The sequence below is a fragment of the Pseudarthrobacter sp. 902506025 genome (assembly GCF_040702325.1).
GTDB lineage: Bacteria > Actinomycetota > Actinomycetes > Actinomycetales > Micrococcaceae > Arthrobacter.
Map to the genome: position 1 here is coordinate 769,381 of NZ_JBFBKW010000001.1, position 23,964 is coordinate 793,344.

The following is a 23,964-nucleotide window of genomic DNA, read 5'->3' on the forward strand; positions in this document are numbered from 1 at the left end:
GTTATCGCCCCGCGATGGCGTCGACGACGGCGGTCAGGGCAGCGCCGACCTTACCGGCATCGGTACCGCCACCCTGGGCAACATCGTCCTTGCCGCCGCCTCCGCCGCCGAGCACGCCGGCAGCGACGCGCACCAGGGCACCGGCCTTGACGCCGGCCTCCCTGGCCGCTTCGTTGGTGGCGACCAGGATCAGCGGGCGGTCGTTGGCGACGCCTGCCACGGCAACCGCGGCAGCCGTGGAGCCGAGGCGGTTGCGCAGGTCAAGGGCCAGGCCGCGGAGGTCGTCGGCACCGCTGACGGTTCCCGCATCGTGGGCCACCACCCGGACGCCGGCGGCATCCTTGGCGGTGTCCACCAGCTGCGCGGCAACAGCGGTCAGTTGTTCCTTGCGGAGCCGGTCCAGTTCCTTCTCGGTAGCCTTCAGCTTGGCAAGGGTGGCGGAGATCCTGTCGGCGAGCTGGCCGGAGGGCACCTTCAGCAGGTCCGTGAGCTCGGTGACCAGGGCGCGCTCAGCCGCGAGGTGGCGGAACGCTTCCATGCCCACAAACGCTTCCACGCGCCGGTTGCCTGAACCCACGGACTGTTCGCCCAGGAGGGACAGGCTGCCGATCAGCGAGGTGTTGGCGACGTGGGTGCCGCCGCACAGTTCGCGGGACCAGGCGCCGTCGATTTCCACGACGCGCACTTCGCTGCCGTAGTTCTCGCCGAAGAGGGCCATGGCGCCCATGGCCTTGGCTTCGGCCAGGCCCATGATCTTCGTTTCCACGGAGTAGTTGTTGCGGATCGCGAGGTTGGAAACCTCTTCGATCTCGGACCGTGTGGCTGTGCTCAGGCCCTCGCCCCAGGCAAAGTCGAAGCGCAGGTAGCCGGCCTTGTTGAAGGAACCGCGCTGGGTGGCTTCCGGGCCAAGGATCTGGTGCAGGGCGGCGTGGACGATGTGCGTGCCTGTGTGGGCCTGCTCGGCGGCATGGCGGCGTTCACGGTCGACGGCGGCGCGCACCAGCGAGTCGGCGCCGATTTCGCCCTCGCGGACAATCGCCTTGTGCACGCTCAGGCCCTTGACGGGGCGCTGGACGTCGAGGACCTCGACGACGAAGCCGTCGCCGGTGATCAGGCCCGTGTCCGCGGCCTGGCCGCCGGCCTCGGCGTAGAACGGGGTTTCCGCGAGGACCAGTTCAATCTCGTCTCCGGTGGCTGCCTGCTGCACCTGGCGGCCGGCGCTGAGCAGGCCGCGGACGCGCGACTCGCCTTCGAGCTCGGTGTAGCCCGTGAAGACCGTCTCGCCTTGGCCCAGGAGTTCCTGGAAGACGCTGACGTCCGCGTGGCCGCCCTTCTTGCCCTTGGCATCGGCCTGGGCGCGCTGGCGCTGTTCCTGCATCAGGCTGCGGAAAGCCGCCTCATCCACTTTCAGCCCGGCTTCTTCGGCCATTTCGAGGGTGAGGTCGATGGGGAAGCCGTAGGTGTCGTGCAGCGCGAAGGCGTCCTCGCCGGACAGCGGCTTGTTGGCTGCCTTGGATTCCTTGACGGCGTCCTCGAGCCGGGCAGTGCCGGAGGCGATGGTGCGCAGGAAGGCCTTCTCCTCGGCGTAAGCGATGCGGCTGATCCGGTCAAAGTCGGTGGCCACCACGGGGTAAACGCCCTTCATGGCGTCGCGCGAAGCAGGCAGCAGGTCAGGCAGGCAGGCCTGTTCGACGCCAAGCAGGCGCATGGAGCGGACGGCCCGGCGGATCAGGCGGCGCAGGACGTAGCCGCGGCCCTCGTTGGAGGGGGTCACGCCGTCGGAGATCAACATCAGGGCCGACCGAACGTGGTCCGCCACGACGCGCATGCGGACGTCGTCCGTGTGGTGGGGATCGTCCTCGGACTCGGCGGAGGTGTACTCCTTGCCGGAGAGTTCTGCGGCTTTGTCGATCACGGGACGGACCTGGTCGGTCTCGTACATGTTCTCGACGCCCTGCAGGATCATCGCGAGGCGTTCCATGCCCAGGCCGGTATCGATGTTCTTCTTGGGCAGCTCACCGACAATGTCGAAGTCGACCTTGGAGCGGACGTTTTCGATCTGGTACTGCATGAACACGAGGTTCCAGATCTCGATGTAGCGGGTCTCGTCAGCCAGCGGTCCGCCTTCGATGCCGTAGGCCGGTCCGCGGTCATAGTAGATCTCGGAGCAGGGACCGGCCGGCCCGGGCTGGCCCGTCGACCAGTAGTTGTCCGACTTGCCCATGCGCTGGATGCGCTCAGCGGGCACGCCGGTGTTCTTCAGCCACAGCTCCTCGGCTTCGTCATCCTCCTCGTAGACCGTCACCCACAGTTTCTCGGGCGGAAGTCCGTAGCCGCCGTCGTCAACGCTCTTGGTGAGCAGCTCCCAGGCGAACTTGATGGCGTCTTCCTTGAAGTAGTCGCCGAAGGAGAAATTGCCGCACATCTGGAAGAACGTGCCGTGGCGGGCAGTCTTGCCCACTTCCTCGATGTCGCCGGTGCGGATGCACTTCTGGACGCTGGTGGCGCGGGAGTAGGGGGCTTCCTCGCGGGCGGTGAGGTAGGGAATGAACGGGACCATGCCGGCCACCGTGAACAGCAGCGAGGGGTCGCTGGAGACCAGCGATGCGGAGGGAACCGCGGTGTGGCCCTTGCTGACAAAAAAGTCCACCCAGCGCTTTGTGATCTCCTGCGACTTCATGAGCTGTTTTCTTACCCTTCTTGGTCCGCGCCGAGGGGTGGCACGGGTATTTCGTTCAAGTGGCGGGTCCCTCAACGGGGACCTGCCGGTTGTTGGCTGGCTGCCTGCGTGAAGCCCCTGAGGGCCTTAGCGGCGGACCACTTCAGCGGACTCGATGCCCAGGGCGGACCTCAGGTCGGTTTCCCGTTCATGCATCCCTGCGCGGACGGCGTCGGCGAAGTCGTAAACCCCGTCGGCCAGCCGTCCCACGGTGCGGTTGAGGCCCTCCGGCCCGAGGCTGGACTGGGCCTGGCTCACTTTTCGGAAGGCAATGACGCCAATGGCCACGCCGATTCCCATCCAGACAATTCTTTTCATGTTTGTTCTTTTCGGATCTAGCGGCTGCGGCGCCCGGCGGCGGGCTTCCGGCGGTTGGCGAAGGCGCTGCGGACGCCGTAGCTGAAGGCGGCAACCTTGATGAGCGGGGAACCAACCGTTGCGGCCACCAGCGAGGACAGCGCTGAGATGTTGGCGGACGCATCCGAGACGTTCGACGAGATGCCGTCAACCTTCTTCAGCTGCTGGTTGGTGGTGGAAACGGTGGCCGTGACCTCGTCCATCAGGGGGGTGGCGCCGTCGCTAAGGGACCTGATGGTGGTCCGCACCTCATCGAAGACTTTTCCCAGCTTCAGGATGGGCACCGCCAGCAGCAGGACCAGGAGCGCGAACACCCCGGCAGCGATCAGGCCGGCAATATCGCCACCAGACATAGACGTTCATCTCCTCGAAATTCCGTGGGTGGGTCCCATCCTGCAGGCGCCCGGAGGGGGCGCGCGCAGATGTCCCCCAAGTACCTTACATACAAAGAAGCCCGCGGCGCTTGCCACGGGCTTCTTTGGGTACGCTGCTGGGATTTAGCGTGCGTAGAATTCGACGACGAGCTGCTCTTCGCAGGTCACCGGGATTTCGGAACGCTTGGGGCGGCGCACCAGGCGGGCCTGGAGGGCTTCCAGCTTGACGTCCAGGTAGGCCGGAACGGCAGGCAGGACGTCGCGGTGGGCACCGGCGGCGGCAACCTGGAGCGGAACCATGGTTTCGCTGCGGCTGTGGACGTGGACCAGCTGGCCCTCGCCGACGCGGAACGACGGGCGGTCAACGCGGACGCCGTCAACCATGATGTGGCGGTGCACAACCAGCTGGCGGGCCTGGGCGATGGTGCGGGCAAAGCCGGCACGCAGGACCAGGGCGTCAAGGCGCATTTCGAGCAGTTCGATGAGGTTCTCACCGGTCAGGCCCTTGGTGCGGCGGGCTTCTTCGAAGGCACGGGTCATCTGTGCTTCGCGGATGCCGTACTGGGCGCGCAGGCGCTGCTTTTCGCGCAGACGTACGGCGTAGTCGGAGTCCTGCTTCTTGCGGGCACGGCCATGCTCACCGGGGCCGTACGGGCGGCGCTCCATGTACTTGGCGGCCTTGGGGGTCAGAGCAATGCCGAGGGACCGCGAGAGGCGGGCCTGACGGCGAGCACGAGTGTTGTTAGCCACTTGTGTCCTTCCAATATCTGCGGTGTGTCAGTGTTACTGGCCTCCACGATGGAGAGCATCGGCCAACCGCTGCCTTTTGCTACTGGGCGCAGGGCATAACCTTGCCAACCTGAATTGGGGAGATTGTGCGTCCGCGCCTTGCCAGACAAAGATTCAGCTTACCACGGCATTACGTGCCCCGGACAATCCTCCGCAGGCGTTCCAGCCGTTGGGCGATATCCCGTTCGGCACCGTTGCCGGTGGGCTGGTAGTAGTCGCGGCCCACCAGGTCATCCGGCGGGTACTGCTGGGTGGTCACTGCGTGCGGCGCATCGTGGGCGTATTTGTAGCCAACGCCGTGGCCCAGCTGCTTGGAGCCCGGATAGTGGGCATCGCGCAGGTGCGCGGGAATTCCGACGCCGAGGCCCGCCCGCACGTCCGCGATCGCTTTGTTGATGCCCATGTAGGCGGCGTTCGACTTTGGTGCGGTGGCGAGGTGGACCACGGCCTCGGCCAGGATGATCCGGCCCTCGGGCATACCGATCAGCTGGACCGCCTGTGCTGCTGCCACGGCGGTCTGCAGCGCGGTGGGGTCTGCCATGCCCACGTCCTCCGCCGCGGAGATGACAATCCGCCGGGCGACGAACCGGGGGTCCTCCCCCGCCTCGAGCATCCGGGCGAGGTAGTGCAGGGCCGCGTCCACGTCGGACCCCCTGATGGATTTGATGAAGGCGCTGGTTACGTCGTAGTGCTGGTCGCCGGCGCGGTCATACCGGACGGCGGCCGCATCGAGGGCGCGCTCGGTGTGGCGCAGCTCCACGGTGACCGGCTCTTCGGCGGCAGGCGCGGAAGGTGCGCCTTCCTCCCCCACGGAACGTTCGACGTCGTCCGCGTCACCGAACGCGACGCCGGCCGCGGCCTCCAGGGCCGTAAGGGCGCGGCGGGCGTCGCCGCCGGACAGCCGGACCAGGTGTTCCAGCGCTTCATCGCTGAGCCGGACCTTGCCGCCCAGCCCCCGCGGATCCTCCACGGCCCGGACCAGGAGGCCCTCGATGTCCGCATCGGTCAGGGGCTTGAGCGTGAGGAGTAGGGAACGGGAGAGCAGGGGCGAGACCACCGAGAAGGAGGGGTTCTCCGTGGTGGCAGCCACCAGGACCACCCAGCGGTTTTCGACGCCGGGCAGCAGGGCGTCCTGCTGGGCTTTGTTGAAGCGGTGGATCTCATCGAGGAACAGCACCGTGGTGGTCTTGTACAGGTCGCGGGCCGTCAGGGCGTCGTCCATGACACGCCGGACGTCCTTGACGCCTGCGGTGATGGCGGACAGCTCCACGAACTTGCGGCCGGGTCCGCGCGCAATCACATGCGCCAGCGTGGTCTTGCCGGTACCCGGAGGGCCCCAGAGGATCAGGGAGCTGGGTCCGGCCGGACCGGCGGCATCCGCGCCCGCCCCGGCTGCCAGCTGGCGCAGCGGCGACCCCTGGCCGAGCAGGTGCTGCTGGCCCACCACTTCGTCCAGGGTGCGGGGCCGCATGCGGACGGCCAGCGGGCTGCGCGGCGAACCCTTGCCCCGCGAACCCTGTCCCCGGGAACCTGCGCTTTCCCCCGCGACGGGACGATCGTCGTCGTCGTTTTCTGGCCCGTTCCCGAAGAGATCATCCACATAGATAGGCTACTTCCAGTCCAGCACCTGCTTTTCCCCCTCCCCCAAACCCAAGGAACCGCCATGCCCGCCCCAAGTCCAACCGGTGCCCCGCCGTCCGTGAGGACAGCATTCGTGTCCGGTCCGCGGCTGGCGGGCTGGGCGGAACGCTTCGGCACCTCCCACGGCGGCTACCGGCTGCAGGATGGCGACGACGGCCTGCTCCTTGTGGCGGCCGACGGCACGGAGGCACTCCTGCAGGCGCCGTGGCCGGCTGATGGGCGTCCGGGACGCGGCGCCGGCCCGCTGGAGCGGCTGGCTGCATTGGCCTCGCAACCACGCCGGCTGGGACTGCTGCTGGCGCGGCGGGGTGGATACGGCATCGGGGTGGCAAGCGAAGGCACCCTGCTCGCGTCCAAAGCCGGCACCCGGTACGTCCAGGCCCGAACGGCGGCTGGCGGCCAGTCCCAGCAACGGTTTGCCCGCCGCCGTTCCAACCAGGCGGATGCCCTGGTGGCGGCCGTGGCGCAGCAGGCGGCGGAGGTGTTCCGCGCGGCCGCCTTCGAATATGTGGTGCCCGGCGGCGACCGGGCCCTGGCTGACCTGGTCCTCCAGGACCCCGCCCTGCGTGATTACGCGCGCCTGCCGCGCCTGCCCTACCTGGACGTTGCCGAGCCCAGGGCCGCCGTGTTGAAGAAGGCTGCGGCTGATGCGTGCTCGGTGCGGGTTACGGTAACGGATCCGGCGGGTTAGCCGGCCGTCCCTGGTTGTCAGCAGCCGGTCAGGGCTCGCCGCGGGCGTTCCTGCCGGTACAGGTAGCGGCCGGCCTCACGGAACCCTGCGTGAGCGTAGAGCTCCTGCGCGCCACGGTTCGCTGCCGTGACCAGCAGCCAGAAGCCATCCACGCCCCGCTCGCTACCGGCCTGCAGCAGGGCCTGCAGGATGGCGGCCGCGAAGCCCTGGCGGCGCGCGTCCGGAAGGGTAGCCATGCAGTACAGGCCGCCCTGCCCGCTGCCGCGCGGGAGGGCAAGGCGCCCGACGGCGGAAGCCCTGCCATCGCCGTCCCGCACCAGGGCATACACGGACGGACAGCCCCTGAGGATGGTTTCCGCGACGGCCAGGGAGTCCTCCCCGCCGCGGCCGTCCACCTCCCACCAGACCCGCAGCCACTCCCCTGACGGCTCCGTGGCGAGTTCCACCGCCGGCGTGACGCCTGCGGGAATCCGGGCGTCCATGGCGCTGCGGGTCATGACCAGGGTCTCGGACTGGCGGGTGAAGCCCTCCGCGTCCAGCAGCTCATGGAGACCGGACGCTGCCGGGGTGTCGAAGACTTGGAAGATGACCGGCAAGCGGCGGCTGCGGTACCAGGCCCTGGCCTCCCTGAGCAGGCCCGGGAGGTCGTCGCTGCACCGGTCGCCACCGTACTCTTCACTGCGTGGCCAGATGGAGTTGGCCCGTTGGGTGACGCCTGCGGCCGCACGAAGCGTCCAGCTGCCGGCCTCGTGGCGGTCCGGTGCTGGCCATGCTGCGTCCATGGCGGCTTCAAGGCCCGGGGGTGCGGGTTGGACCGGGCTCGGTGTGGTCACGGGGCTGTTCCTTCCTTAACGGCAGGAGGTCCCCCGGGCGAACCGGGGAACCTCCAATGATTGCGGCCTGGAGCCACTAACCGTGCACTACTGCTTGTCTTCGGGCTTCTTCACTTCGGGCTTTTTGGCCTCGGGCTTGAAGTCCACGCCTGCTTCCTTGCGCTGCTGCGGCGTGATGGGGGCCGGTGCTTCCGTGAGGGGGTCGTGGCCGCCGCCGGACTTCGGGAAGGCGATGACGTCGCGGATGGACTCCACTCCTGCCAGCAGCGACACCACGCGGTCCCAGCCGAACGCGATACCGCCGTGCGGGGGTGCGCCGTACTTGAAGCCTTCCAGCAGGAACCCGAACTTGGTCTGGGCGTCCTCCTTGTCCAGGCCCATCAGTTCGAAGACGCGCTCCTGCACGTCGCGCTGGTGGATACGGATGGAGCCGCCACCAATTTCGTTGCCGTTGCAGACGATGTCGTAGGCGTAGGAGAGCGCCGACTCGGGATCCTTGTCGAACGTGTCAAGGAATTCCGGCTTGGGTGAGGTGAAGGCGTGGTGCACGGCAGTCCACTGGCCTCCGCCGACAGCAACGTCGCCGGAGGCAACGGCAGCGGCGGCGGGCTCAAACATGGGCGCGTCCACAACCCAGCAGAAAGCCCAGTCCGTGGGGTCGATCAGGCCGGTGCGGTGGCCGATTTCCACGCGGGCGGCACCCAGCAGGGCGCGCGAGGGGGTCTTCTCACCTGCGGCGAAGAAGATGCAGTCGCCGGGCTTCGCGCCCACGGCGTCGGCCAGGCCGGCACGCTCGAACTCGGTGAGGTTTTTCGCCACCGGTCCCGCGAGCTCGCCGTCCTCCTTGTACAGGACGTAGGCAAGGCCCTTGGCACCGCGCTGCTTGGCCCATTCCTGCCACGCGTCCAGGGCACGGCGTGCCTGCGAAGCACCGCCGGGCATGACCACGGCACCCACGTAGGGAGCCTTGAAAACGCCGAAGTTGGTGTCCTTGAAGAATTCGGTGAGCTCGGTCAGTTCCAGCCCGAAGCGGAGGTCCGGCTTGTCGGAGCCGTACCTGGCCATGGCGTCGGCGTAGGTGATGCGCTGGATGGGCGTGGGGATGTCCGCCCCGATGAGCTGCCACACTGCCTTGACGATGTTTTCGCCCAGCCGGATGATGTCGTCCTGGTCAACGAAGCTGGCCTCGATGTCCAGCTGGGTGAATTCCGGCTGCCTGTCGGCGCGGAAGTCCTCATCGCGGTAGCAGCGCGCAATCTGGTAGTACTTCTCGAACCCGCCCACCTGCAGGAGCTGCTTGAAAAGCTGCGGGGACTGCGGAAGGGCGTACCAGGAACCCGGGGCCAGGCGTGCCGGAACCAGGAAGTCACGGGCGCCTTCCGGCGTCGAACGCGTCAGCGTGGGCGTCTCAATCTCCACGAAGCCCTCCTGGTGGAGCAGGTCGCGCGCCACCCGGTTGGCCTCGGAGCGCAGGCGCAGGTTGCGGCTGGGGCCGGGGCGGCGCAGGTCCAGGTAGCGGTGCTTGAGGCGGGCTTCCTCGCCGACTTCCACGTGTTCGTCAATCTGGAACGGCAGGGGGTCGGAGGTGTTGAGGATGGTGACGTCCTCGGCGATGACCTCGATCTCTCCGGTGGCGAGGGCGGGATTCTCGTTCCCCTCCGGACGCTTGGACACGGTGCCCGTGACCTGAAGGACGTACTCGTTGCGCAGTCCGTGGAACACTTCTTCCTCGCGGACCACCACCTGGGCCACGCCGGAAGCGTCGCGAAGGTCAACGAATGCCACACCACCGTGATCACGACGGCGGCCCACCCAGCCGGCCAGGGTTACGGTTTGTCCAATGTGCTCGGAACGAAGGGATCCGAGGTCATGTGTGCGCAGCACAGCACGCCTTTCTGCGGGAAAACAGTGGGAAGTTTCAATATGATCGTTGCGGGAACGATCCCGTCCGAGTTTACCCGCTGGAAAGGGAATGCCGCCGCATGAGCGAACCGCAGCAGCTGCAGCGCAGGCTCGGGACCTTTGACGCCACCGCGATCGGACTGGGTTCCATGCTGGGTGCCGGCGTGTTTGTGGTCTTCGCTCCGGCCGCCGCGCTGGCAGGGAATCTCCTGGTCCTGTCGGTGCTCATCGCGGGAGTAGTGGCGTACTGCAACGCCGTGGCCTCTGCCGCCCTCGCCGCCAAATACCCCACCAGCGGCGGTACTTACGTGTACGGGCGGAACCAGCTCGGCGAGTGGCCGGGTTTCCTGGCCGGCTGGGGTTTCGTGACAGGCAAGACGGCGTCGTGCGCGGCCATGGCGTTGACGTTCGGCAGCTACGTGGCGCGGGATTATGCGGTCCCGGTGGCTGTGGCCGCCGTCGTGGCGCTCACCGGAGTCAACCTGCTCGGCATTACCCGGACCGCCCTGCTGACACGCATCCTGCTGTGCATGGTCCTGGCGACGCTGGTGTTCGTCGCCGTGGCCGCGTGGCTGGGCCCGCACACCGCGGCGGTACTGGCCGGGCCGCCGTCGGGCAACCCGGCGGGAGTCCTGCCGGCAGCAGGGCTCATGTTTTTCGCTTTCGCCGGCTACGCCCGGATCGCCACGCTGGGCGAAGAGGTCAAAGACCCCACACGGGCCATCCCGCGGGCCATCCTGGCGGCCCTGGCAGCCGCTTTCGCCATCTACCTGCTGCTGGCACTGCTCCTGCTGAACCACCTCGGAGAGCGGCTTGCCGCGTCCGGAACTCCCCTGCTGGACGCAGTATTGGATTCCCGCCTTGCCCCTGCCGCGCCGCTGGTGCAGGCGGGCGCAGCCGCTGCATGCCTGGGTGCCCTCCTCGCCCTCATCACGGGCGTGGGGCGGACCACCCTGGCCATGGCACGGGAACGCGACCTGCCGGGTCCGCTGGCAAAGGTGGGCGGCACCCACACCGTCCCGTTCGTTGCGGAACTGGCTGTGGCCGTCGTCGTCATCCTGCTCCTGCTGACCACCAACGTGATGACGGTGGTGGGCTTCTCAAGCTTCGGCGTACTGGTGTATTACGCCGTGGCGAACGCGTCCGCCTTCACCCTCACGGCCCATCCCGGCTATGCCCCCCGCTGGCTGAACGCCGTGGGATTCCTGGGCTGCGTCGTCCTCGCCTTCACCCTGCCGCCGGCGCCCGTGCTGACCATGGCCGCGGTCCTCGCAGCCGGGGTGGCCGGGCGCTGGCTGGCGCTGCGCCTCCGGCAGCACCAGTCCTGAGTTGCCGGGCTACACGGAGGCTGCTGCGGGGGCGGTGGTTTCAACCTGAACCGTCAGGTCCTCCAGCGGCGGCATCCAGGTTTCGGGCGCGGCCAGCACCTGTTCGCCAGTACGGATGTCCTTGACCTGGTGGGTGCCGTCCTCGTCGGTGAACCAGACGAACGGGATGCCGCGCCGGTCCGCGAACTTGATCTGCTTACCGAACTTTTCTGCCTTGGCCGCCACTTCCGTGGGGATACCCCTGCTGCGCAGGAGCGCGGCGACGTCCTGCGCACCGCCCCAGCTGTCGTCGTGGTTCAGGGCCACCAGCACCGCCGTGGGAACCGAACGGGAGGCCTTGGCCAGGTCCTGGCTCAGGATCCGGGAGACCAACCGGGTCACGCCGATGGACAGCCCGACGCCCGGGAACTTCCGGTTTCCCTTGGACGCCAGGGCGTCGTAGCGGCCGCCGGAGCAAATGGACCCGAGCTGCTCGTGGCCCACCAGCACGGTTTCCACCACGGTGCCGGTGTAGTAGTCCAGGCCGCGGGCGATGCTGAGGTCGGCCAGCACCTTGCCGGGAGCCCGCTGCACGGCGGCATCGATAACCTGCTCCAGTTCGTCGAGGCCTTCATCCAGGAGCTCGTTGGTGACGCCGAGGGCACGGACCTGCGCCACGAAGGATGTGTCGTCCGTGCGGATTGCTGCCAGCTGCAGCGCCTTGGCGGCCTGGTCATCGGAAGCGCCCAGCTCGGACTTCAGCAGCTCAGCCACCTTGGCGGGACCGATCTTTTCAAGCTTGTCGATGCTGCGCAGCACGCCTGCGGTGTCATCGAGGCCGATGCCGCGGTAGAAGCCTTCGGCGAGCTTGCGGTTGTTGATCCGGAGGCGGAAGTCGGGGATGGGCAGGGCACTGAGGGCCTCGGCGATGACCAGTGCAATCTCGACGTCGTAACGGAACGGAAGCTCGCCGTCGCCCACAACATCGATGTCCGCCTGGGTAAACTCACGGGCCCGGCCTTCCTGGGGCCGCTCGCCGCGCCACACTTTCTGGATCTGGTAGCGGCGGAACGGGAAGGCGAGGTAGCCGGCGTTTTCGACGACGTAGCGGGCAAACGGCACCGTCAGGTCAAAATGCAGGGCCAGCGCGTGGGGATCCGCTTTACCGCCCTTTACCGGGTTGTCGCTCTCATCCTCCTGGAGCCGGCTGAGTCCATACACTTCCTTGTCGATCTCGCCCTTGCGGAGCAGCTGGCCCACCGTCTCCACCGCCCGGGTTTCGATCGAGGCAAAACCATGCAGCTCAAAGACCCTGCGCAGGGTATCGAGCACATGCAGCTCCACCAGCCGCTCCTCGGGAAGCCACTCGGGGAATCCGGACAGGGAGGCGGTGCGTGCCATGGGGAAGGTTCTCCTTAGGGATGGAAGGCGCGGCGCATTGCCGGCCACACCGTTCAGGGACGGCGTACGGCGGCAGCACAGCCGGCCATGCATAAACTATGTGCGGCAGCCAGTTTATGCGTTCATCCGTGTGCATCTCTAATACGGCGGACGGCACGGACTGGCCGCTGAATTCTTCGCGCCGCGGCCAACCGCGGCACACCAGCAGCCCGACGATGAGGAGGACCCTTGCCGGCCAGTTCACGCAGTGCCCGCGAAACGAAACGGCGCATCCAGCAAATGGAAGCCAAGCGTGACCTCCGGCGCGACCAGGAAAGGCGGCGCAAGCGCGACAACCTCGTGGCCGCCGGCGCGGGAACCGCCGCCGTAGTGCTCGCCGTCGTCCTCCAGCTCACGGCGTTCGCCGGAAACCCGACCGAGGACGAGTATGCTGCCGCGCAGGCAGGCCTGACCGAGCCATCGGCCTCGGCCAGCGCCTCCCCCACTCCATCCGCTGCTGCAACCAACGGGCCGAACATCCCGGCCGCAGACTCGGCGGCCGGCAAGACTTTCACGGGCCAACTGCTGCTGAACGGCAGTCCTCTGGGCGTGGAGGTGGACGGAACCAAGGCTCCCCAGGCCGCGGCGGTCTTCAAGTCCCTCAGCGACGAAGGCTATTTCAACGGAAAGACGTGCCACCGGCTCACCACCGCAGACCAGTTCGGCGTGCTGCAGTGCGGTTCGCCCACGGGCGACGGCCAGGGAGACCCCAACTACACGTGGGGTCCGCTGGAGAACACCCCGGCGGACAACATGTACCCCGCCGGCACCATCGCCGTGGCCCGTACCGGCAACAACGCCTACGGCAACGGGACACAGTTCTTCATTGTCTATAAGGACACCGCGATTCCGGCAGACGCAGCGGGGGGCTATACCGTGGTGGGAAAGGTGACCTCGGGGCTTGATGTGGTGTCCAACATTGCTGCCGCCGGCATCACGCCAGGTGCCAGCGACACGGACGGCGCACCAAAACAACCAGTCACGATAGACTCGTTTTCTCTGAAGTAGGAGCCGGGCCGGCAAGGCCGCGGTGCAGTACGTGAGTATTTCCCTCCAAGCGAAAGACTTTTAGCGGTGACAGACAGTCAGAAATCCGACGAAACAGCAACAGGCGTAACCGAACCAACGGCTCCGGCCGAGGACGCTGCCGATACTGCTGCACAGGCCGGGCACGCACCTGCGGCCCCCGAAGCAACCGCTTCAGAGGAGGGCACTGCTGAAGAAAGCCCTGTTGACGAGGACACTGCTGACGCAGCCAGTGTTGACGCGGCCAGTGGGCAGGATGCAGAGGGCCAGTCCGGGGTAGCCACTGCCGCGGAGCCGTCCGTGCCTGCTGCCGCACCCGGCCCCCGGCCGTCAGCACCGTCGCCTGCTGCCTTCGCATCGCGTCCCAAGCCCGCTGCCGCCGCTCCCGCTGCCGCACCGGTGCCCGCTGCGCCCAGCACGTCTGTCGCCGAGGCCTCCAAGTGGGGCCGAGTGGAAGGGGACGGCCACGTCTACCTGAATATCGACGGCGGCGAGCACCCCGTGGGACAGTACCCCGGCGTGAGCGGTGACGAGGCGCTGATCTACTTTGCGCGGAAGTACGACGACGTCGTGGCGCAGATCGTCCTCCTCGAACAGCGTGTCAGCTCCAAGGCTCCCAGCACGGACATGCAAAAGACGGTGACGCACCTGCGTGAACAGCTCGCCGAACGGAACATGGTGGGCGACCTGCGGGCAGCCGAAGCGCGACTGGACAAGCTCGCCGTCGAAATCACGGAGCTGGAGAAGGCCGAGAAGGCCGAGCACGATGCCGTGCGTGCATCCGAGCTTGCAGCGCGTGAGGCCATCGTCACCGAGGCGGAGCAGATTTCCGGCCAGGATCCCGCCCAGACGCAGTGGAAGACCTCCAGCGCCCGGATGAACGAGCTGTTCGAGAACTGGAAGGCAGCCCAGAAGAGCGGCGTGCGGCTGGGCCGCAGCAACGAGGACGCCCTCTGGAAGCGCTTCCGCGCCGCCCGCACCGTCTTCGACCGCCACCGCCGGGCCTATTTCTCCCAGCTGGACAGCAACAATTCCGCAGCCAAGGCTGCCAAGGAGAAGCTGATCGCCGAGGCCGAAGCCCTATCCACGTCCACCGACTGGGGCTACGCCGCCGGCGAATACCGCCGCCTGATGGACCAGTGGAAGGCATCGCCTCGGGCAAGCCGCAAGGACGACGACGCACTGTGGGCCCGTTTCCGCGCCGCGCAGGACGTGTTCTTCACCTCGCGCCAGGCTGCCAACGACGAAATTGACCAGGAGTACGCCGCCAACCTTACGGTGAAGGAGGCGCTGCTGGCCGAGGCCAACGGCATCCTTCCGGTGAAGGACCTGGCAGCGGCCAAGAAGGCGCTCCAGTCCGTCCGCGACCGTTGGGAAGAGGCCGGCAAGGTACCCCGGGCCGACATGGGCCGGATCGAAGCCGGGCTCCGGAAGGTTGAAGACGCCGTCCGCCACGCCGAAGAAGAGCAGTGGCAGCGGTCCAACCCCGAACGCAAGGCACGCACCAACAGCGCACTCTCGCAGCTGGAATCCGCCATTGCCGGACTCCAGGAAGACCTTGCCAAGGCCGAAAAGAGCGGTGACCAGCGCAAGATCAAGGCCGCCCGCGAGGCCCTCGAAGCCCGCCAGGCCTGGCTTGACCAGATCCAGCGCTCCGCCAGCGAGCTGTCCTAGGCTTCTCGCGCTGAGCTTCTCTGGCTTGGGCTGGAAGTCACAGGCCCGGTCCCGGTTATCCACATAACCCGGACCGGGCCTGTGCCCGTTAACCACGGTCCGGGCAGGATGGGGGTATGGCCACACCACCAGCATCCTCCGACGCCGGACCGGGCAGGGACCCCTCCGCTTCCCCACCGGGGCCAGGGTGCCCGGCAGGCGGAGCAGACGCGGCCGCGGCGCCACGCTTTCCCGAACTGTACGCACCCGGGGTCCCCTTCGCCGGTCCGGAACTCCAGTCCCTGGCCGCCGACGGACTGCTGGCCCGGTTCCACCAACACGGTTACACGCTTCCGGGGTTGCCGGCGTCCCCGCAGTTGCGGGCAAGGGCGGCCGCGGGTGCTGTGCCGGCGGCCATCCGGCAGCGGGTCGTCGCGGGGCGGATGACTGCGGCGTGGATCTACGGCTGCGCGGCGGAACCGGACAGGCTGGCACTCCTGGTTGATGCCAAGCGGCGGGTATCCAGCCTGCGGAATACCCGCGGCTGCACGCTCCACGAGGTGAGGCTGGGGCCGTTCGACGTGATCAGCCTGGGCGGCCTGATGGTTTCCAGCCCCTTGCGGACCGCCCTTGACATCGCCCTGCACGTGGAACCGGAACGTGCCGTACCGGCCCTCGCCGGCTTGCTGGCCCGCCCGCAGCAGGACGTGCGGTTGCGGCTGCTGGTGCGCGCCATCGAAGCAACACCCAGGGTGCCGCACAAGCGGGCTGCTTTGGAAAAGCTCGCCCTGTTAGCTCCGGCGTTTGTTGCCGGTGGTGCGGTAGACGTCGAAGACCCCGTCGATCCTGCGAACCGCGCTGAGGACGTGGCTGAGGTATTTGGGGTCGCCCATCTCGAAGGCGAACTTTGAGATGGCCACCCGGTCCGTGGAGGTGTGGACACTGGCCGCGAGGATATTGACGTGGTTGTCGGAAAGAACCCGCGTCACGTCAGACAGCAGTGATTTGCGGTCCAGGGCCTCCACCTGGATCTCCACCAGGAAAACGCTCGACTGGGTTGGCGCCCAGTCCACGTCCACGATCCGGTCCGGCTGGTCCTTCAGGTCCGAGATGTTGGTGCAGTCGGTGCGGTGCACGGAGACGCCGGATCCCCTGGTCACAAAGCCCAGGATAGGGTCCGGTGGAACGGGCGTGCAGCAGCGGGCCAGCTTCACCCAGACGTCGCCCACGCCGCGGACCACAACACCGGAGTCGGAGAAGCGGGCCTTGCTGACCTGGGTGGGGATGCTGACCTCTTCGACGTCATCATCGGCACTCTCGTTGCCGCCCAGGCTTTCGATCAGCTTTTCCATGACCGACTGGGCAGATGTGTGCCCGTCGCCCACGCCGGCGTAGAGGCCGGAGATGTCCGTGTATTTGAATTCCTCGGCCACGGCGGCCAGGGCCTCGTGCGTCATCAGCCGCTGCAGTGGCAGGTTCTGTTTCCGCATGGCACGGGTCAACAGCTCCTTGCCGCGGTCAATGGCCTCTTCGCGGCGTTCCTTGCTGAACCACTGGCGGATCTTGTTGCGTGCCCTGGCACTCTTGACGAAGTGCTGCCAGTCCTGGCTGGGTCCGGCCCCCTCGGCTTTGGAGGTAAAGATTTCCACCCAGTCGCCGTGGTTCAGCTCGCTGTTAAGCGGGACCAGCTTGCCGTTGACCCGGGCGCCAATGGTGCGGTGGCCTACCTCCGTGTGCACGGCGTAGGCAAAGTCCACGGGCGTTGATCCTGCCGGCAGCGCCATGACTTCGCCCTTGGGCGTGAAGACGAACACTTCGCGGGCGTTGATTTCAAAGCGCAACGAGTCCAGGAACTCGCCGGGATCCGAGGTTTCCTGCTGCCAGTCCACCAGGGAGCGCAGCCATCCCATGTCGCCGTCGCGGGGGCTTCCGGGGCCCACCGCGGTGCGGTTGGGCTGGTCCTTGTACTTCCAGTGGGCCGCCACGCCATACTCGGCCCGGCGGTGCATCTCGTGCGTGCGGATCTGGATCTCCACCGGTTTGCCGCCGGGGCCGATCACGGTGGTGTGCAGGGACTGGTACATGTTGAACTTGGGCATCGCGATGTAGTCCTTGAACCTGCCGGGCAGGGGGTTCCAGCGCGAATGCATGGTGCCCAGGGCGGCGTAGCAGTCCCGGACGGAGTCCACCAGGACACGGACACCCATGAGGTCGTTGATGTCGTCGAAGTCCTTGTCGCGGACAATCATCTTTTGGTAGATGGAGTAGTAGTGCTTGGGCCGGCCGGTAATAGTTGCTTTGATCTTGGCCGCGCGCAGGTCCTCGGTGATCTGGTCCCGGATGACGCCCAGGCTCTTTTCCCGCTCGGGGGTCCGGTCCCCCACCATCCTGACGATTTCCTCGTACACCTTGGGGTAGAGGGCCGCGAAGGACAGGTCCTCGAGCTCCCACTTGATGGTGTTCATGCCCAGCCGGTGCGCCAGCGGGGCGAAGATTTCGAGGGTTTCACGGGCTTTGCGGGCGGACGATTCGGCTGATACGAAGCGCCAGGTACGGGCGTTGTGGAGCCGGTCGGCCAGCTTGATCATGAGGACGCGGATGTCCTTGGCCATGGCCACAACCATCTTGCGGACCGTTTCCGACTGGGCGGCCTCGCCGAAACTGACCTTGTCCAGTTTGGTCACGCCGTCCACCAGCATGGCCACTTCCGGCCCGAAGTCCCGCTTCAGGTCCGCGAGGGTGTACGGGGTGTCCTCGACGGTGTCGTGCAGCAGGGCCGCCGCCAGGGTTGTGCCGCTGAGGCCAAGCTCGGCGAGGATGGTGGCCACAGCCACAGGATGGGTAATGTACGGGTCCCCGCTCTTGCGCTTCTGTCCGCGGTGGCTCCGCTCAGCTACGTCGAAGGCGCGCTGGATGAGGTCGAAGTCCTCTTTGGGATTGTTGGCCCGGACAGTGCGCAGCAGCGGCTCAAGGATGGGCGAATAGGTGGCTGCTCCACGACCGGTCAGGCGGGCAAGGCGCGACCGGGTGCGCTCCCTTCGGCCGGGAAACGTTGCCCGTGATCCCGAATTGTCAACAGGAACCAAGGACCCTGGGCGCGCAGAGGATGCCGCACCGGCTTGTACACCGGCAGGACTTTTTTCTTCCTCTGCCGTTGGCACCGACGCCGAACGTTCTTCCAATGAAGCACCCCTCACCACCGTTTAATTACTCCAGTCTATTCCCCCGGGCAGCCACTTTTATAACCGGGCGCGGACAGCCAAAGGCCGGGCAGCGCACGGTGTGCGTTGCCCGGCCTTTGAGGGAATCGCGGGTGCCTGTAGCTGGCAGGTCAGGCTTTAGCCGGCGATGCCGGAACTGCCCGTTCGGTTGACGCGGCCCGCCGCTGCTGGACGCGCCGCGCCTGCTTGACCAGGTCCGGTTCACCCTGCCGGAGCCAGGCGTACATCGGAGCTGCGACGAAGATGGTCGCGGCGGTGCCGATGAGGATCCCGACGAACAGGGCCAGGGACAGGTCGCGCAGCGTTCCGGCACCCAGGAGCCCTGCACCGATGAACAGGATGGCGCCCACGGGGAGGATCGCCACCATCATGGTGTTGATGGAACGCACCAGGGTCTGGTTGACGGCGAGGTTGACTTCCTCACCGAACGTCCGGCGTGTGGAGGCGTCGATTCCGGTGGTGTTTTCCCGGATTTTGTCGAAGACCACCACGGTGTCGTAGAGGGAGTAGCTCAGGACGGTCAGGAATCCGATGATGGCCGACGGTGTGACCTCAAAATCACTGAGCGCATACACACCGGCCGTGATGAACATGGTCACGGCCATGCCGGCAAGCGCCGACAGGGACATCTTCCAGGTCCGGAAATAGAGGGCCATCAGCAGGGCCGCCAGCAGCACGAACACCACCAGGCCGATCAGCGCCTGCTTGGTCACGTCAGCGCCCCAGGTGGGGCCAACGAACGTGGAGGTCACCTCGTTGTCGGTGACACCGTAGGCGCCGGTGAGGCCCTGCTTGATCCGAAGGGTCTCGTCGTCGGTCAGCTTGTCCGTCTGGATGCGCATGGTGTTGCCGGCCACGTTCGCAACGCGCGGAACACTGCCGGCAACCACGTCAGTCACGGCCTTTTCGCCGATGGTGGCGTCCGTGGTCTTGACGTTCGAGACCGTGAATTCGGAGCCCCCACGGAATTCGATGCCGAGGTTGAAGCCACCCTTGGCCGCCGGGATGATGATGGACAGCGCCACTCCCACCGCGGCGATGATGAACCATATCTTCTTGGCCCCTACAAAGTCGTAGGAACGCTTTCCGGTGTAGAGCTCGTTGCCGAACGTAGCGAGGCCTGACATTACTTGTTCTCCTTCGCGGAGGTCTTGGACGAGCCGGCCAGCTGTTCCTGCTTCTCTGCCAGGCGCCGTTCAGCGATGGTCATGCGGCGTTCGGCCTCGGCCGCTGCGCCGGTGTTCTTGGTACGGACCACCGCGGGCTTGTCCTCGGGAGTGCGGACCCGGCCGGCACCGCGGTACAGCGGCACGGCGCCCAGACGTTCGGGGTCCAGGCCGGAGAACTTGTGGCCTTCACCGAAGAACCGGGTACGGGCCAGCAGCTGCAGCGTGGGGTGGGTGAACATGAACACCACGATGAGGTCGGCGATGGCCGTCAGGCCCAGTGTGAACGCAAAGCCACGGACGTTGCCCACGGCCACGAAGTACAGGACCAGGGCGGCCAGGAGGTTGACGGCCTTGGAGGCAAGAACCGTGCGCTTGGCCCGCTTCCAGCCGTTTTCCACGGCGGACACCAGGCCGCGCCCTTCGCGCAGTTCGTCGCGGATGCGTTCGAAGTAGACGATGAAGGAGTCGGCAGTCTGGCCGATGGCCACGATGATGCCTGCAACACCTGCAAGGGACAGCCGGTAGTTCTCCGTCCAGCCCAGGATCGCGATGGCCAGGTACGTCAGGGCACCGGCCACCACCAGCGAGGCGATCGTGACGAAGCCCAGGGCGCGGTACTGGAACAGGGAGTAGACCACCACGAGCAGGAGCCCGATCAGGCCCGCCAGCAGGCCCATGCGCAGCTGTTCGCCACCAAGCGTGGCGGAGATCTGCTGCTCGCTCTGGATGTCGAAGCTGATGGGGAGGGCACCGAACTTCAACTGGTCGGACAGCGCCTTGGCGGTCTTCTCGGTGAAGCCGCCGGTGATCTGCGGACGTCCGTCGGTGATGACAGCCAGCGACCGCGGGGCGGAGATGACCTGGTCATCCAGCACAATGGCGAACTGGGACTTGGGGTCGGTGCCGGACTCGCCGCCGGCGGCCACGTAGAACTGGTTGAGGCGTTCGGTGACGGATTTGAACTTGGCCGTGCCGTCGGCGTCGAACTGGATGTTGACGGCCCAGTCGTTGGTCACCGCACCCTGCGCACCCTGCTGCAGCTGGAAGGACGAGGTGACGATGTTGCTGCCCTTCACCTCCACGGGACCCAGGATGTACTTGATGGCAGGAGACTTGTCGGTGGCAGGCTCGCAGGTCACCAGCGGCTTGGTGGGATCTGACCGCTTGGATTTCTCGGCTGCGGGGCTGTTGCAGTCCAGCGCCTCGAACTGCTTGTAGATCTCCGGGGTGATCCAGTTGGTGTCACTGCTGTTGGCCGGCTCAGCTGTGGGTTTGGGCAGCTGGTCCTCCGGGGTCTGCGACTCCGGCGGCACGGGGGCGCCGTCACCGTTGAGGAGGACGGGGCGGAAGTTCATGTCCGCGGAAGCCTGGATGAGGTTCCGGGTTTCGGCGGAGGGGGTGCCGGGAAGGCTGACCACCACGTTGCGCCCGGACTGGGTGCTGATTTCCGCTTCGGAGACGCCGGAGCCGTCAACGCGCTGCCGGATGATCGCCACGGCCTGGTTGAGCTGCTGTTCGTTGATGTCCGAACCGCCCTCCACCTTCGGCGCCAGGATCATCTGGGTGCCGCCCTCGAGGTCCAGGGCCAGTTTGGGTGCCCAGCTGGCCTGCCCGGCGACGGTGCCGCCGGCCAGGACGGCTGTCAGCGCTGCCAGGAGTACGCCAAGCCAGACCAGGACGCGGAGCCCTGGTTTCTTGCGGCCAGTTCGTGCCATTGTCGATCTTTCTCTTATTCGCGGAAGAACCGCCGGCGCGGGTTGTTACCTGCGCCGGCGGTGGTCCGCAGCGGTAGAGGGAGGAAAGGGGCCAGCGGGCCTAGCTGTCCTTCTTGCCCTCGTCGTTGAGGCGCTTCAGGGTTTCTTCCGGAGTCTCGGTGCCCGTTGCAGTGCTTCCGGCTTCCGGCGTGGTCAGTGAGGATGCGTCATCCGGCACCACGGGTGAGGCAGCGGCGGGCTCGACCGTGGCTTCCGCGGCAGGCTCGACAACCTTGGTGACCGCCTGGCGGTGCACGGTGGCCAGGTTGCCGGGGGAAAGTTCAAGGGTGACCTTGTTGTCGGCGTCGTCGATGTCCACGATCCGGCCGAAAAGGCCAAAGCTGGTCATGACCTCCACGCCCGGGGCGAACTTCGACTGGAGCTCTGCCTGCTGCTGCTGCGTCTTCTTGTTGCGGCGGAACATCATGAAGATGAACACGCCGAGCATGACGAACAGGAGAATTGACATTGGATCCAAGGGGGAATTCCGTTCTTTTGCGTGGTGCTGCTGGTTTTCCAGCGACGTCGGCTTCGCTTCAGCCGGGGCGGTTGGTGGCACAGGCAGAACGCCTGACATTTCCTTCCCCAAGCGACGGGGGCGTCAGGGCCACCCGCGAAACAAAGACCCGAACGTGCCGGGCGTCATACCAGTCTAAAGGGAAAAGCTGAACGGAGCCTGCTATTGGCTCTCCGGGGCCCAGTCCCCCGCCGCGGGGGCGTCCCCGCCGGGCTCGAAAAGGTCCAACTGCTCCTGGGCGAAGACCCCGGATGGAATGGCGTATCCGAGGTGCGTCCACGCCGGCGCCATGGCAATCCTTCCGCGGGGCGTCCGGCCCAGCAGGCCTTCCCGGACCAGGAAGGGTTCGGCCACGGTTTCCACTGTTTCGGTTTCCTCGCCAACGGCGATGGCCAGGGTGGACAGGCCGACGGGGCCTCCGCCGAATTTGGTGATGAGGGCATCGAGGACAGCACGGTCCAGCCGGTCAAGGCCTTTCTTGTCCACTTCGTACATGTCCAGGGCGGCGGACGCAGCCCTGGCATCGATTTGTTCGACACCATGCACCAGCGCCCAGTCCCGGACCCGGCGCAGCAGGCGGTTGGCGATACGGGGGGTCCCGCGTGAACGGCCGGCGATTTCAGCGAATCCGGCAGAGTTGACCTTCAGGTCCAGCAGCCCGGCTGACCGGCGCAGGACCAGTTCCAGTTCCGGAACGGAGTAGAACTCGAGGTGCCCGGTGAAGCCGAACCGGTCGCGCAGCGGGCCCGGAAGCAGCCCGGCGCGGGTGGTGGCGCCCACCAGGGTGAACGGCGGCAATTCCAGTGGAATGGCGGTGGCACCGGCGCCCTTGCCCACGACGATGTCGACGCGGAAGTCCTCCATGGCCATGTACAGCATTTCCTCGGCGGGCCGGGACATGCGGTGGATCTCGTCGAGGAACAGGACCTCGCCCTCGGAAAGCGAGGACAGGATGGCCGCAAGGTCGCCCGCGTGCTGGATGGCGGGCCCGCTGCTAAGGCGCAGCGGAGCGTTCATTTCCGCGGCCACGATCATGGCGAGGGTGGTTTTGCCGAGGCCCGGCGGCCCGGAGAACAGCACGTGGTCCGCTGTGCGCCCGCGCATCCGGGAGGCCTGGAGCACGAGCGAAAGTTGCTTGCGCACCCGGTGCTGGCCCACGAAATCGTCGAGGTTCTTCGGCCGGAGCGCAGCCTCGATGGCCCGCTCCTCCGGTTCCTCCCCCGCGGCGACCAATGAAGGTTCAGCCACGGCTGCCTACGCGGTTGCCGGCGCGGGCGCCGTCCTGCCCCAGCCAGCGGAGGGTGGTGCGGAGGATTTCGGCCACATTGCCGCGGAAGGACACTTCCGGCTCGTCAGCCAGGGCTTTGTCGATGCTGGCGGAGGCATCCTTCTCGGACCAGCCCAAGCTGGTCATGGCGGCCACCACCTGCGGCTTCCATGCGGCCGCGGCAGGGGTGGCGGCGCCGGCGGGTGCGGCCGTTCCGTGCGGTACCAGCTTTCCGGCCAGCTCCAGCACGATCCGGCCCGCGACCTTGGGCCCGATGCCGGGAACCTTGGTGAAGGTCTTGCTGTCCTCCGTATGGGCCGCAACCCTGATTGCTTCGGGGTCGTGGACCGCCAGGACTGCGAGGGCAAGACGGGGGCCGACCCCGCTGACACTCAGCAGGACGTCGAAAACCTCACGTTCGTCGTCGGATGCAAAACCAAAAAGGGTGAGCGAATCCTCCCGGACAATCAGGGACGTAAACAGCTTGCCCTCTTCCCCCACGCGCAGCCGGCTCAGGGTCTGCGGGGTGGCGTTGACGCTCATCCCGGCACCGTTGAGGTCAATCACGGCCGTTGACAGGCCAACGTGCGCTACGGTTCCGCGGAGGAAACTGATCAAGGCCGGGCTCCCGTTGTACTGCGGGCCTCCCCACTGGGAGCCCGGCTATCCGAACATATCTACGAATACCCTAGCAAGCGGCAGGGACAATCAGCGTGCACGGCGCGCTTTCGCCTCTGCTTCCGCCCATGCCCGCTGGGCCGGCGTCAGGGAAGAGCGGCCGGGACCGGTGGTGGCCACGGCAGCGCCACTCCCGGCCCGCCACGCATGGGTGATGGCCAGCGCCAGCGCATCGGCCGCGTCGGCGGGACGCGGCGGAGCGTCAAGCCGGAGGATCTTGGTGACCAGTTTGGTCACGGCGTCCTTGTTCGAGGACCCGCTTCCGGTCACCGCGGCTTTAACTTCCGACGGCGTATGCAGCGCCACCGGGATTCCCCGGCGGGCCGCCGCCGCTATCACCACGCCGGACGCCTGGGCGACGCCCATCACCGTGCTGACGTTGAGCTGCGAGAAGACGCGTTCGACGGCGAGGACCTCGGGCTCGTAACGGTCCAGCCACTCGTCGATGGCCGTGGCGATCACCAGCAGGCGGCGGTCAAGGGTCTCGTCCGGCGAGGTGCCGACAACCCCTACCGCCACCATGCTGGCCCGGCGGTTGCGTTCAACATCCACCACGCCGATGCCGCAGCGGGTCAGGCCGGGGTCAACGCCCAGGACGCGGAGCGTCACTTCTGCCCCGCTGCGGG

The 23,964-nt window shown here is 66.9% G+C and carries 20 protein-coding genes; 5 read left to right on the plus strand and 15 right to left on the minus strand.

Features of this window, described 5'->3' with window-relative positions:
- Position 1: 1 nt before the first annotated feature.
- From alaS to AB0280_RS03475, 5 genes are all read right to left on the minus strand, one after another.
- Positions 2 to 2,680, minus strand: a complete 2,679-nt coding sequence (alaS, locus tag AB0280_RS03455; RefSeq protein ID WP_366366205.1) for an alanine--tRNA ligase — start codon at positions 2,678 to 2,680, stop codon at positions 2 to 4.
- Positions 2,681 to 2,806: 126 nt separating this feature from the next.
- Positions 2,807 to 3,037 carry a DUF6167 family protein gene (locus AB0280_RS03460; RefSeq protein WP_307490592.1) on the minus strand — a complete coding sequence of 77 codons (231 nt, stop codon included), beginning with the start codon at positions 3,035 to 3,037 and terminating at the stop codon, positions 2,807 to 2,809.
- A gap of 17 nt (positions 3,038 to 3,054) precedes the next feature.
- Positions 3,055 to 3,429: a DUF948 domain-containing protein gene (locus AB0280_RS03465; protein ID WP_141160339.1), complete on the minus strand. Its 375-nt coding sequence runs from the start codon at positions 3,427 to 3,429 to the stop codon at positions 3,055 to 3,057.
- Between the two features lie 144 nt (positions 3,430 to 3,573).
- The gene (rpsD, locus tag AB0280_RS03470; protein WP_009357431.1) at positions 3,574 to 4,200 is read right to left on the minus strand and encodes a 30S ribosomal protein S4; all 627 of its coding nucleotides are present in this window, start codon (positions 4,198 to 4,200) and stop codon (positions 3,574 to 3,576) included.
- Between the two features lie 169 nt (positions 4,201 to 4,369).
- Positions 4,370 to 5,839: a replication-associated recombination protein A gene (locus AB0280_RS03475; RefSeq protein WP_366366206.1), complete on the minus strand. Its 1,470-nt coding sequence runs from the start codon at positions 5,837 to 5,839 to the stop codon at positions 4,370 to 4,372.
- Between the two features lie 63 nt (positions 5,840 to 5,902).
- Here AB0280_RS03475 and AB0280_RS03480 point away from each other — a divergent pair, with 63 nt between their 5' ends.
- Positions 5,903 to 6,571: an acVLRF1 family peptidyl-tRNA hydrolase gene (locus tag AB0280_RS03480; RefSeq protein WP_366366207.1), complete on the plus strand. Its 669-nt coding sequence runs from the start codon at positions 5,903 to 5,905 to the stop codon at positions 6,569 to 6,571.
- Positions 6,572 to 6,588: 17 nt separating this feature from the next.
- Here AB0280_RS03480 and AB0280_RS03485 read toward each other — a convergent pair whose 3' ends face one another.
- On the minus strand, positions 6,589 to 7,353 hold the full coding sequence (locus AB0280_RS03485) for a GNAT family N-acetyltransferase (RefSeq protein WP_366366251.1): 765 nt from the start codon (positions 7,351 to 7,353) through the stop codon (positions 6,589 to 6,591).
- A gap of 138 nt (positions 7,354 to 7,491) precedes the next feature.
- Complete coding sequence (gene aspS / locus AB0280_RS03490; protein WP_201302421.1) at positions 7,492 to 9,288, minus strand: aspartate--tRNA ligase; 1,797 nt, start codon at positions 9,286 to 9,288, stop codon at positions 7,492 to 7,494.
- Positions 9,289 to 9,386: 98 nt separating this feature from the next.
- Between aspS and AB0280_RS03495 the strand changes: the two genes are divergently transcribed.
- Entirely contained in the window at positions 9,387 to 10,634 is a 1,248-nt protein-coding gene (locus AB0280_RS03495; RefSeq protein WP_366366208.1) for an APC family permease, read from the plus strand.
- Between the two features lie 9 nt (positions 10,635 to 10,643).
- On the opposite strand, the gene hisS is transcribed toward AB0280_RS03495, so the two are convergent.
- A complete protein-coding gene (gene hisS / locus AB0280_RS03500; RefSeq protein WP_159631900.1) occupies positions 10,644 to 12,014 on the minus strand; it encodes a histidine--tRNA ligase in 1,371 nt (456 codons plus the stop codon).
- A 228-nt stretch (positions 12,015 to 12,242) separates the two neighbouring features.
- On the opposite strand from hisS, the gene AB0280_RS03505 reads away from it, so the two are divergent.
- From AB0280_RS03505 to AB0280_RS03515, 3 genes are all read left to right on the plus strand, one after another.
- Positions 12,243 to 13,061 (plus strand): peptidylprolyl isomerase, encoded by an 819-nt coding sequence (locus AB0280_RS03505; RefSeq protein ID WP_307490579.1) that lies wholly within the window; start codon positions 12,243 to 12,245, stop codon positions 13,059 to 13,061.
- 66 nt (positions 13,062 to 13,127) lie between these two features.
- The gene (locus AB0280_RS03510; protein ID WP_364402829.1) at positions 13,128 to 14,753 is read left to right on the plus strand and encodes a DUF349 domain-containing protein; all 1,626 of its coding nucleotides are present in this window, start codon (positions 13,128 to 13,130) and stop codon (positions 14,751 to 14,753) included.
- A 116-nt stretch (positions 14,754 to 14,869) separates the two neighbouring features.
- On the plus strand, positions 14,870 to 15,643 hold the full coding sequence (locus AB0280_RS03515; protein WP_366366209.1) for a hypothetical protein: 774 nt from the start codon (positions 14,870 to 14,872) through the stop codon (positions 15,641 to 15,643).
- Here the strand turns inward: AB0280_RS03515 and AB0280_RS03520 are convergent.
- The 7 genes from AB0280_RS03520 to ruvC all read right to left on the minus strand — a co-directional run bounded on the left by AB0280_RS03520 (position 15,524) and on the right by ruvC (position 23,947).
- Positions 15,524 to 17,914 carry a RelA/SpoT family protein gene (locus AB0280_RS03520; RefSeq protein WP_224026167.1) on the minus strand — a complete coding sequence of 797 codons (2,391 nt, stop codon included), beginning with the start codon at positions 17,912 to 17,914 and terminating at the stop codon, positions 15,524 to 15,526. The genes AB0280_RS03515 and AB0280_RS03520 overlap by 120 nt on opposite strands.
- A gap of 149 nt (positions 17,915 to 18,063) precedes the next feature.
- Positions 18,064 to 19,080 (minus strand): protein translocase subunit SecF, encoded by a 1,017-nt coding sequence (secF, locus tag AB0280_RS03525; RefSeq protein WP_366366210.1) that lies wholly within the window; start codon positions 19,078 to 19,080, stop codon positions 18,064 to 18,066.
- On the minus strand, positions 19,080 to 20,837 hold the full coding sequence (secD, locus tag AB0280_RS03530) for a protein translocase subunit SecD (RefSeq protein ID WP_159631894.1): 1,758 nt from the start codon (positions 20,835 to 20,837) through the stop codon (positions 19,080 to 19,082). Before secD ends, secF begins: the two co-directional genes overlap by 1 nt.
- A 100-nt stretch (positions 20,838 to 20,937) precedes the next feature.
- Entirely contained in the window at positions 20,938 to 21,345 is a 408-nt protein-coding gene (yajC, locus tag AB0280_RS03535) for a preprotein translocase subunit YajC (protein ID WP_159631893.1), read from the minus strand.
- Positions 21,346 to 21,555: 210 nt separating this feature from the next.
- A complete protein-coding gene (gene ruvB, locus AB0280_RS03540; protein WP_159631892.1) occupies positions 21,556 to 22,641 on the minus strand; it encodes a Holliday junction branch migration DNA helicase RuvB in 1,086 nt (361 codons plus the stop codon).
- Positions 22,634 to 23,278, minus strand: a complete 645-nt coding sequence (gene ruvA, locus AB0280_RS03545; protein WP_366366211.1) for a Holliday junction branch migration protein RuvA — start codon at positions 23,276 to 23,278, stop codon at positions 22,634 to 22,636. The genes ruvB and ruvA overlap by 8 nt, the downstream gene beginning before the upstream one ends.
- Positions 23,279 to 23,368: 90 nt before the next feature.
- A complete protein-coding gene (gene ruvC / locus AB0280_RS03550; RefSeq protein WP_307490564.1) occupies positions 23,369 to 23,947 on the minus strand; it encodes a crossover junction endodeoxyribonuclease RuvC in 579 nt (192 codons plus the stop codon).
- Between the last annotated feature and the right edge of the window lie 17 nt (positions 23,948 to 23,964).

What these genes read in the sequence shown, in the direction of transcription:
- alaS (WP_366366205.1), bottom strand. Translation starts at nt 2,680, where the DNA reads ATGAAGTCGCAGGAGATCACAAAGCGCTGGGTGGACTTTTTTGTCAGC.
- AB0280_RS03460 (WP_307490592.1), bottom strand. Translation starts at nt 3,037, where the DNA reads ATGAAAAGAATTGTCTGGATGGGAATCGGCGTGGCCATTGGCGTCATT.
- AB0280_RS03465 (WP_141160339.1), bottom strand. Translation starts at nt 3,429, where the DNA reads ATGTCTGGTGGCGATATTGCCGGCCTGATCGCTGCCGGGGTGTTCGCG.
- AB0280_RS03480 (WP_366366207.1), top strand. Translation starts at nt 5,903, where the DNA reads ATGCCCGCCCCAAGTCCAACCGGTGCCCCGCCGTCCGTGAGGACAGCA.
- AB0280_RS03485 (WP_366366251.1), bottom strand. Translation starts at nt 7,353, where the DNA reads ATGGACGCAGCATGGCCAGCACCGGACCGCCACGAGGCCGGCAGCTGG.
- AB0280_RS03495 (WP_366366208.1), top strand. Translation starts at nt 9,387, where the DNA reads ATGAGCGAACCGCAGCAGCTGCAGCGCAGGCTCGGGACCTTTGACGCC.
- hisS (WP_159631900.1), bottom strand. Translation starts at nt 12,014, where the DNA reads ATGGCACGCACCGCCTCCCTGTCCGGATTCCCCGAGTGGCTTCCCGAG.
- AB0280_RS03515 (WP_366366209.1), top strand. Translation starts at nt 14,870, where the DNA reads ATGGCCACACCACCAGCATCCTCCGACGCCGGACCGGGCAGGGACCCC.
- secF (WP_366366210.1), bottom strand. Translation starts at nt 19,080, where the DNA reads ATGTCAGGCCTCGCTACGTTCGGCAACGAGCTCTACACCGGAAAGCGT.
- secD (WP_159631894.1), bottom strand. Translation starts at nt 20,837, where the DNA reads ATGGCACGAACTGGCCGCAAGAAACCAGGGCTCCGCGTCCTGGTCTGG.
- yajC (WP_159631893.1), bottom strand. Translation starts at nt 21,345, where the DNA reads ATGTCAATTCTCCTGTTCGTCATGCTCGGCGTGTTCATCTTCATGATG.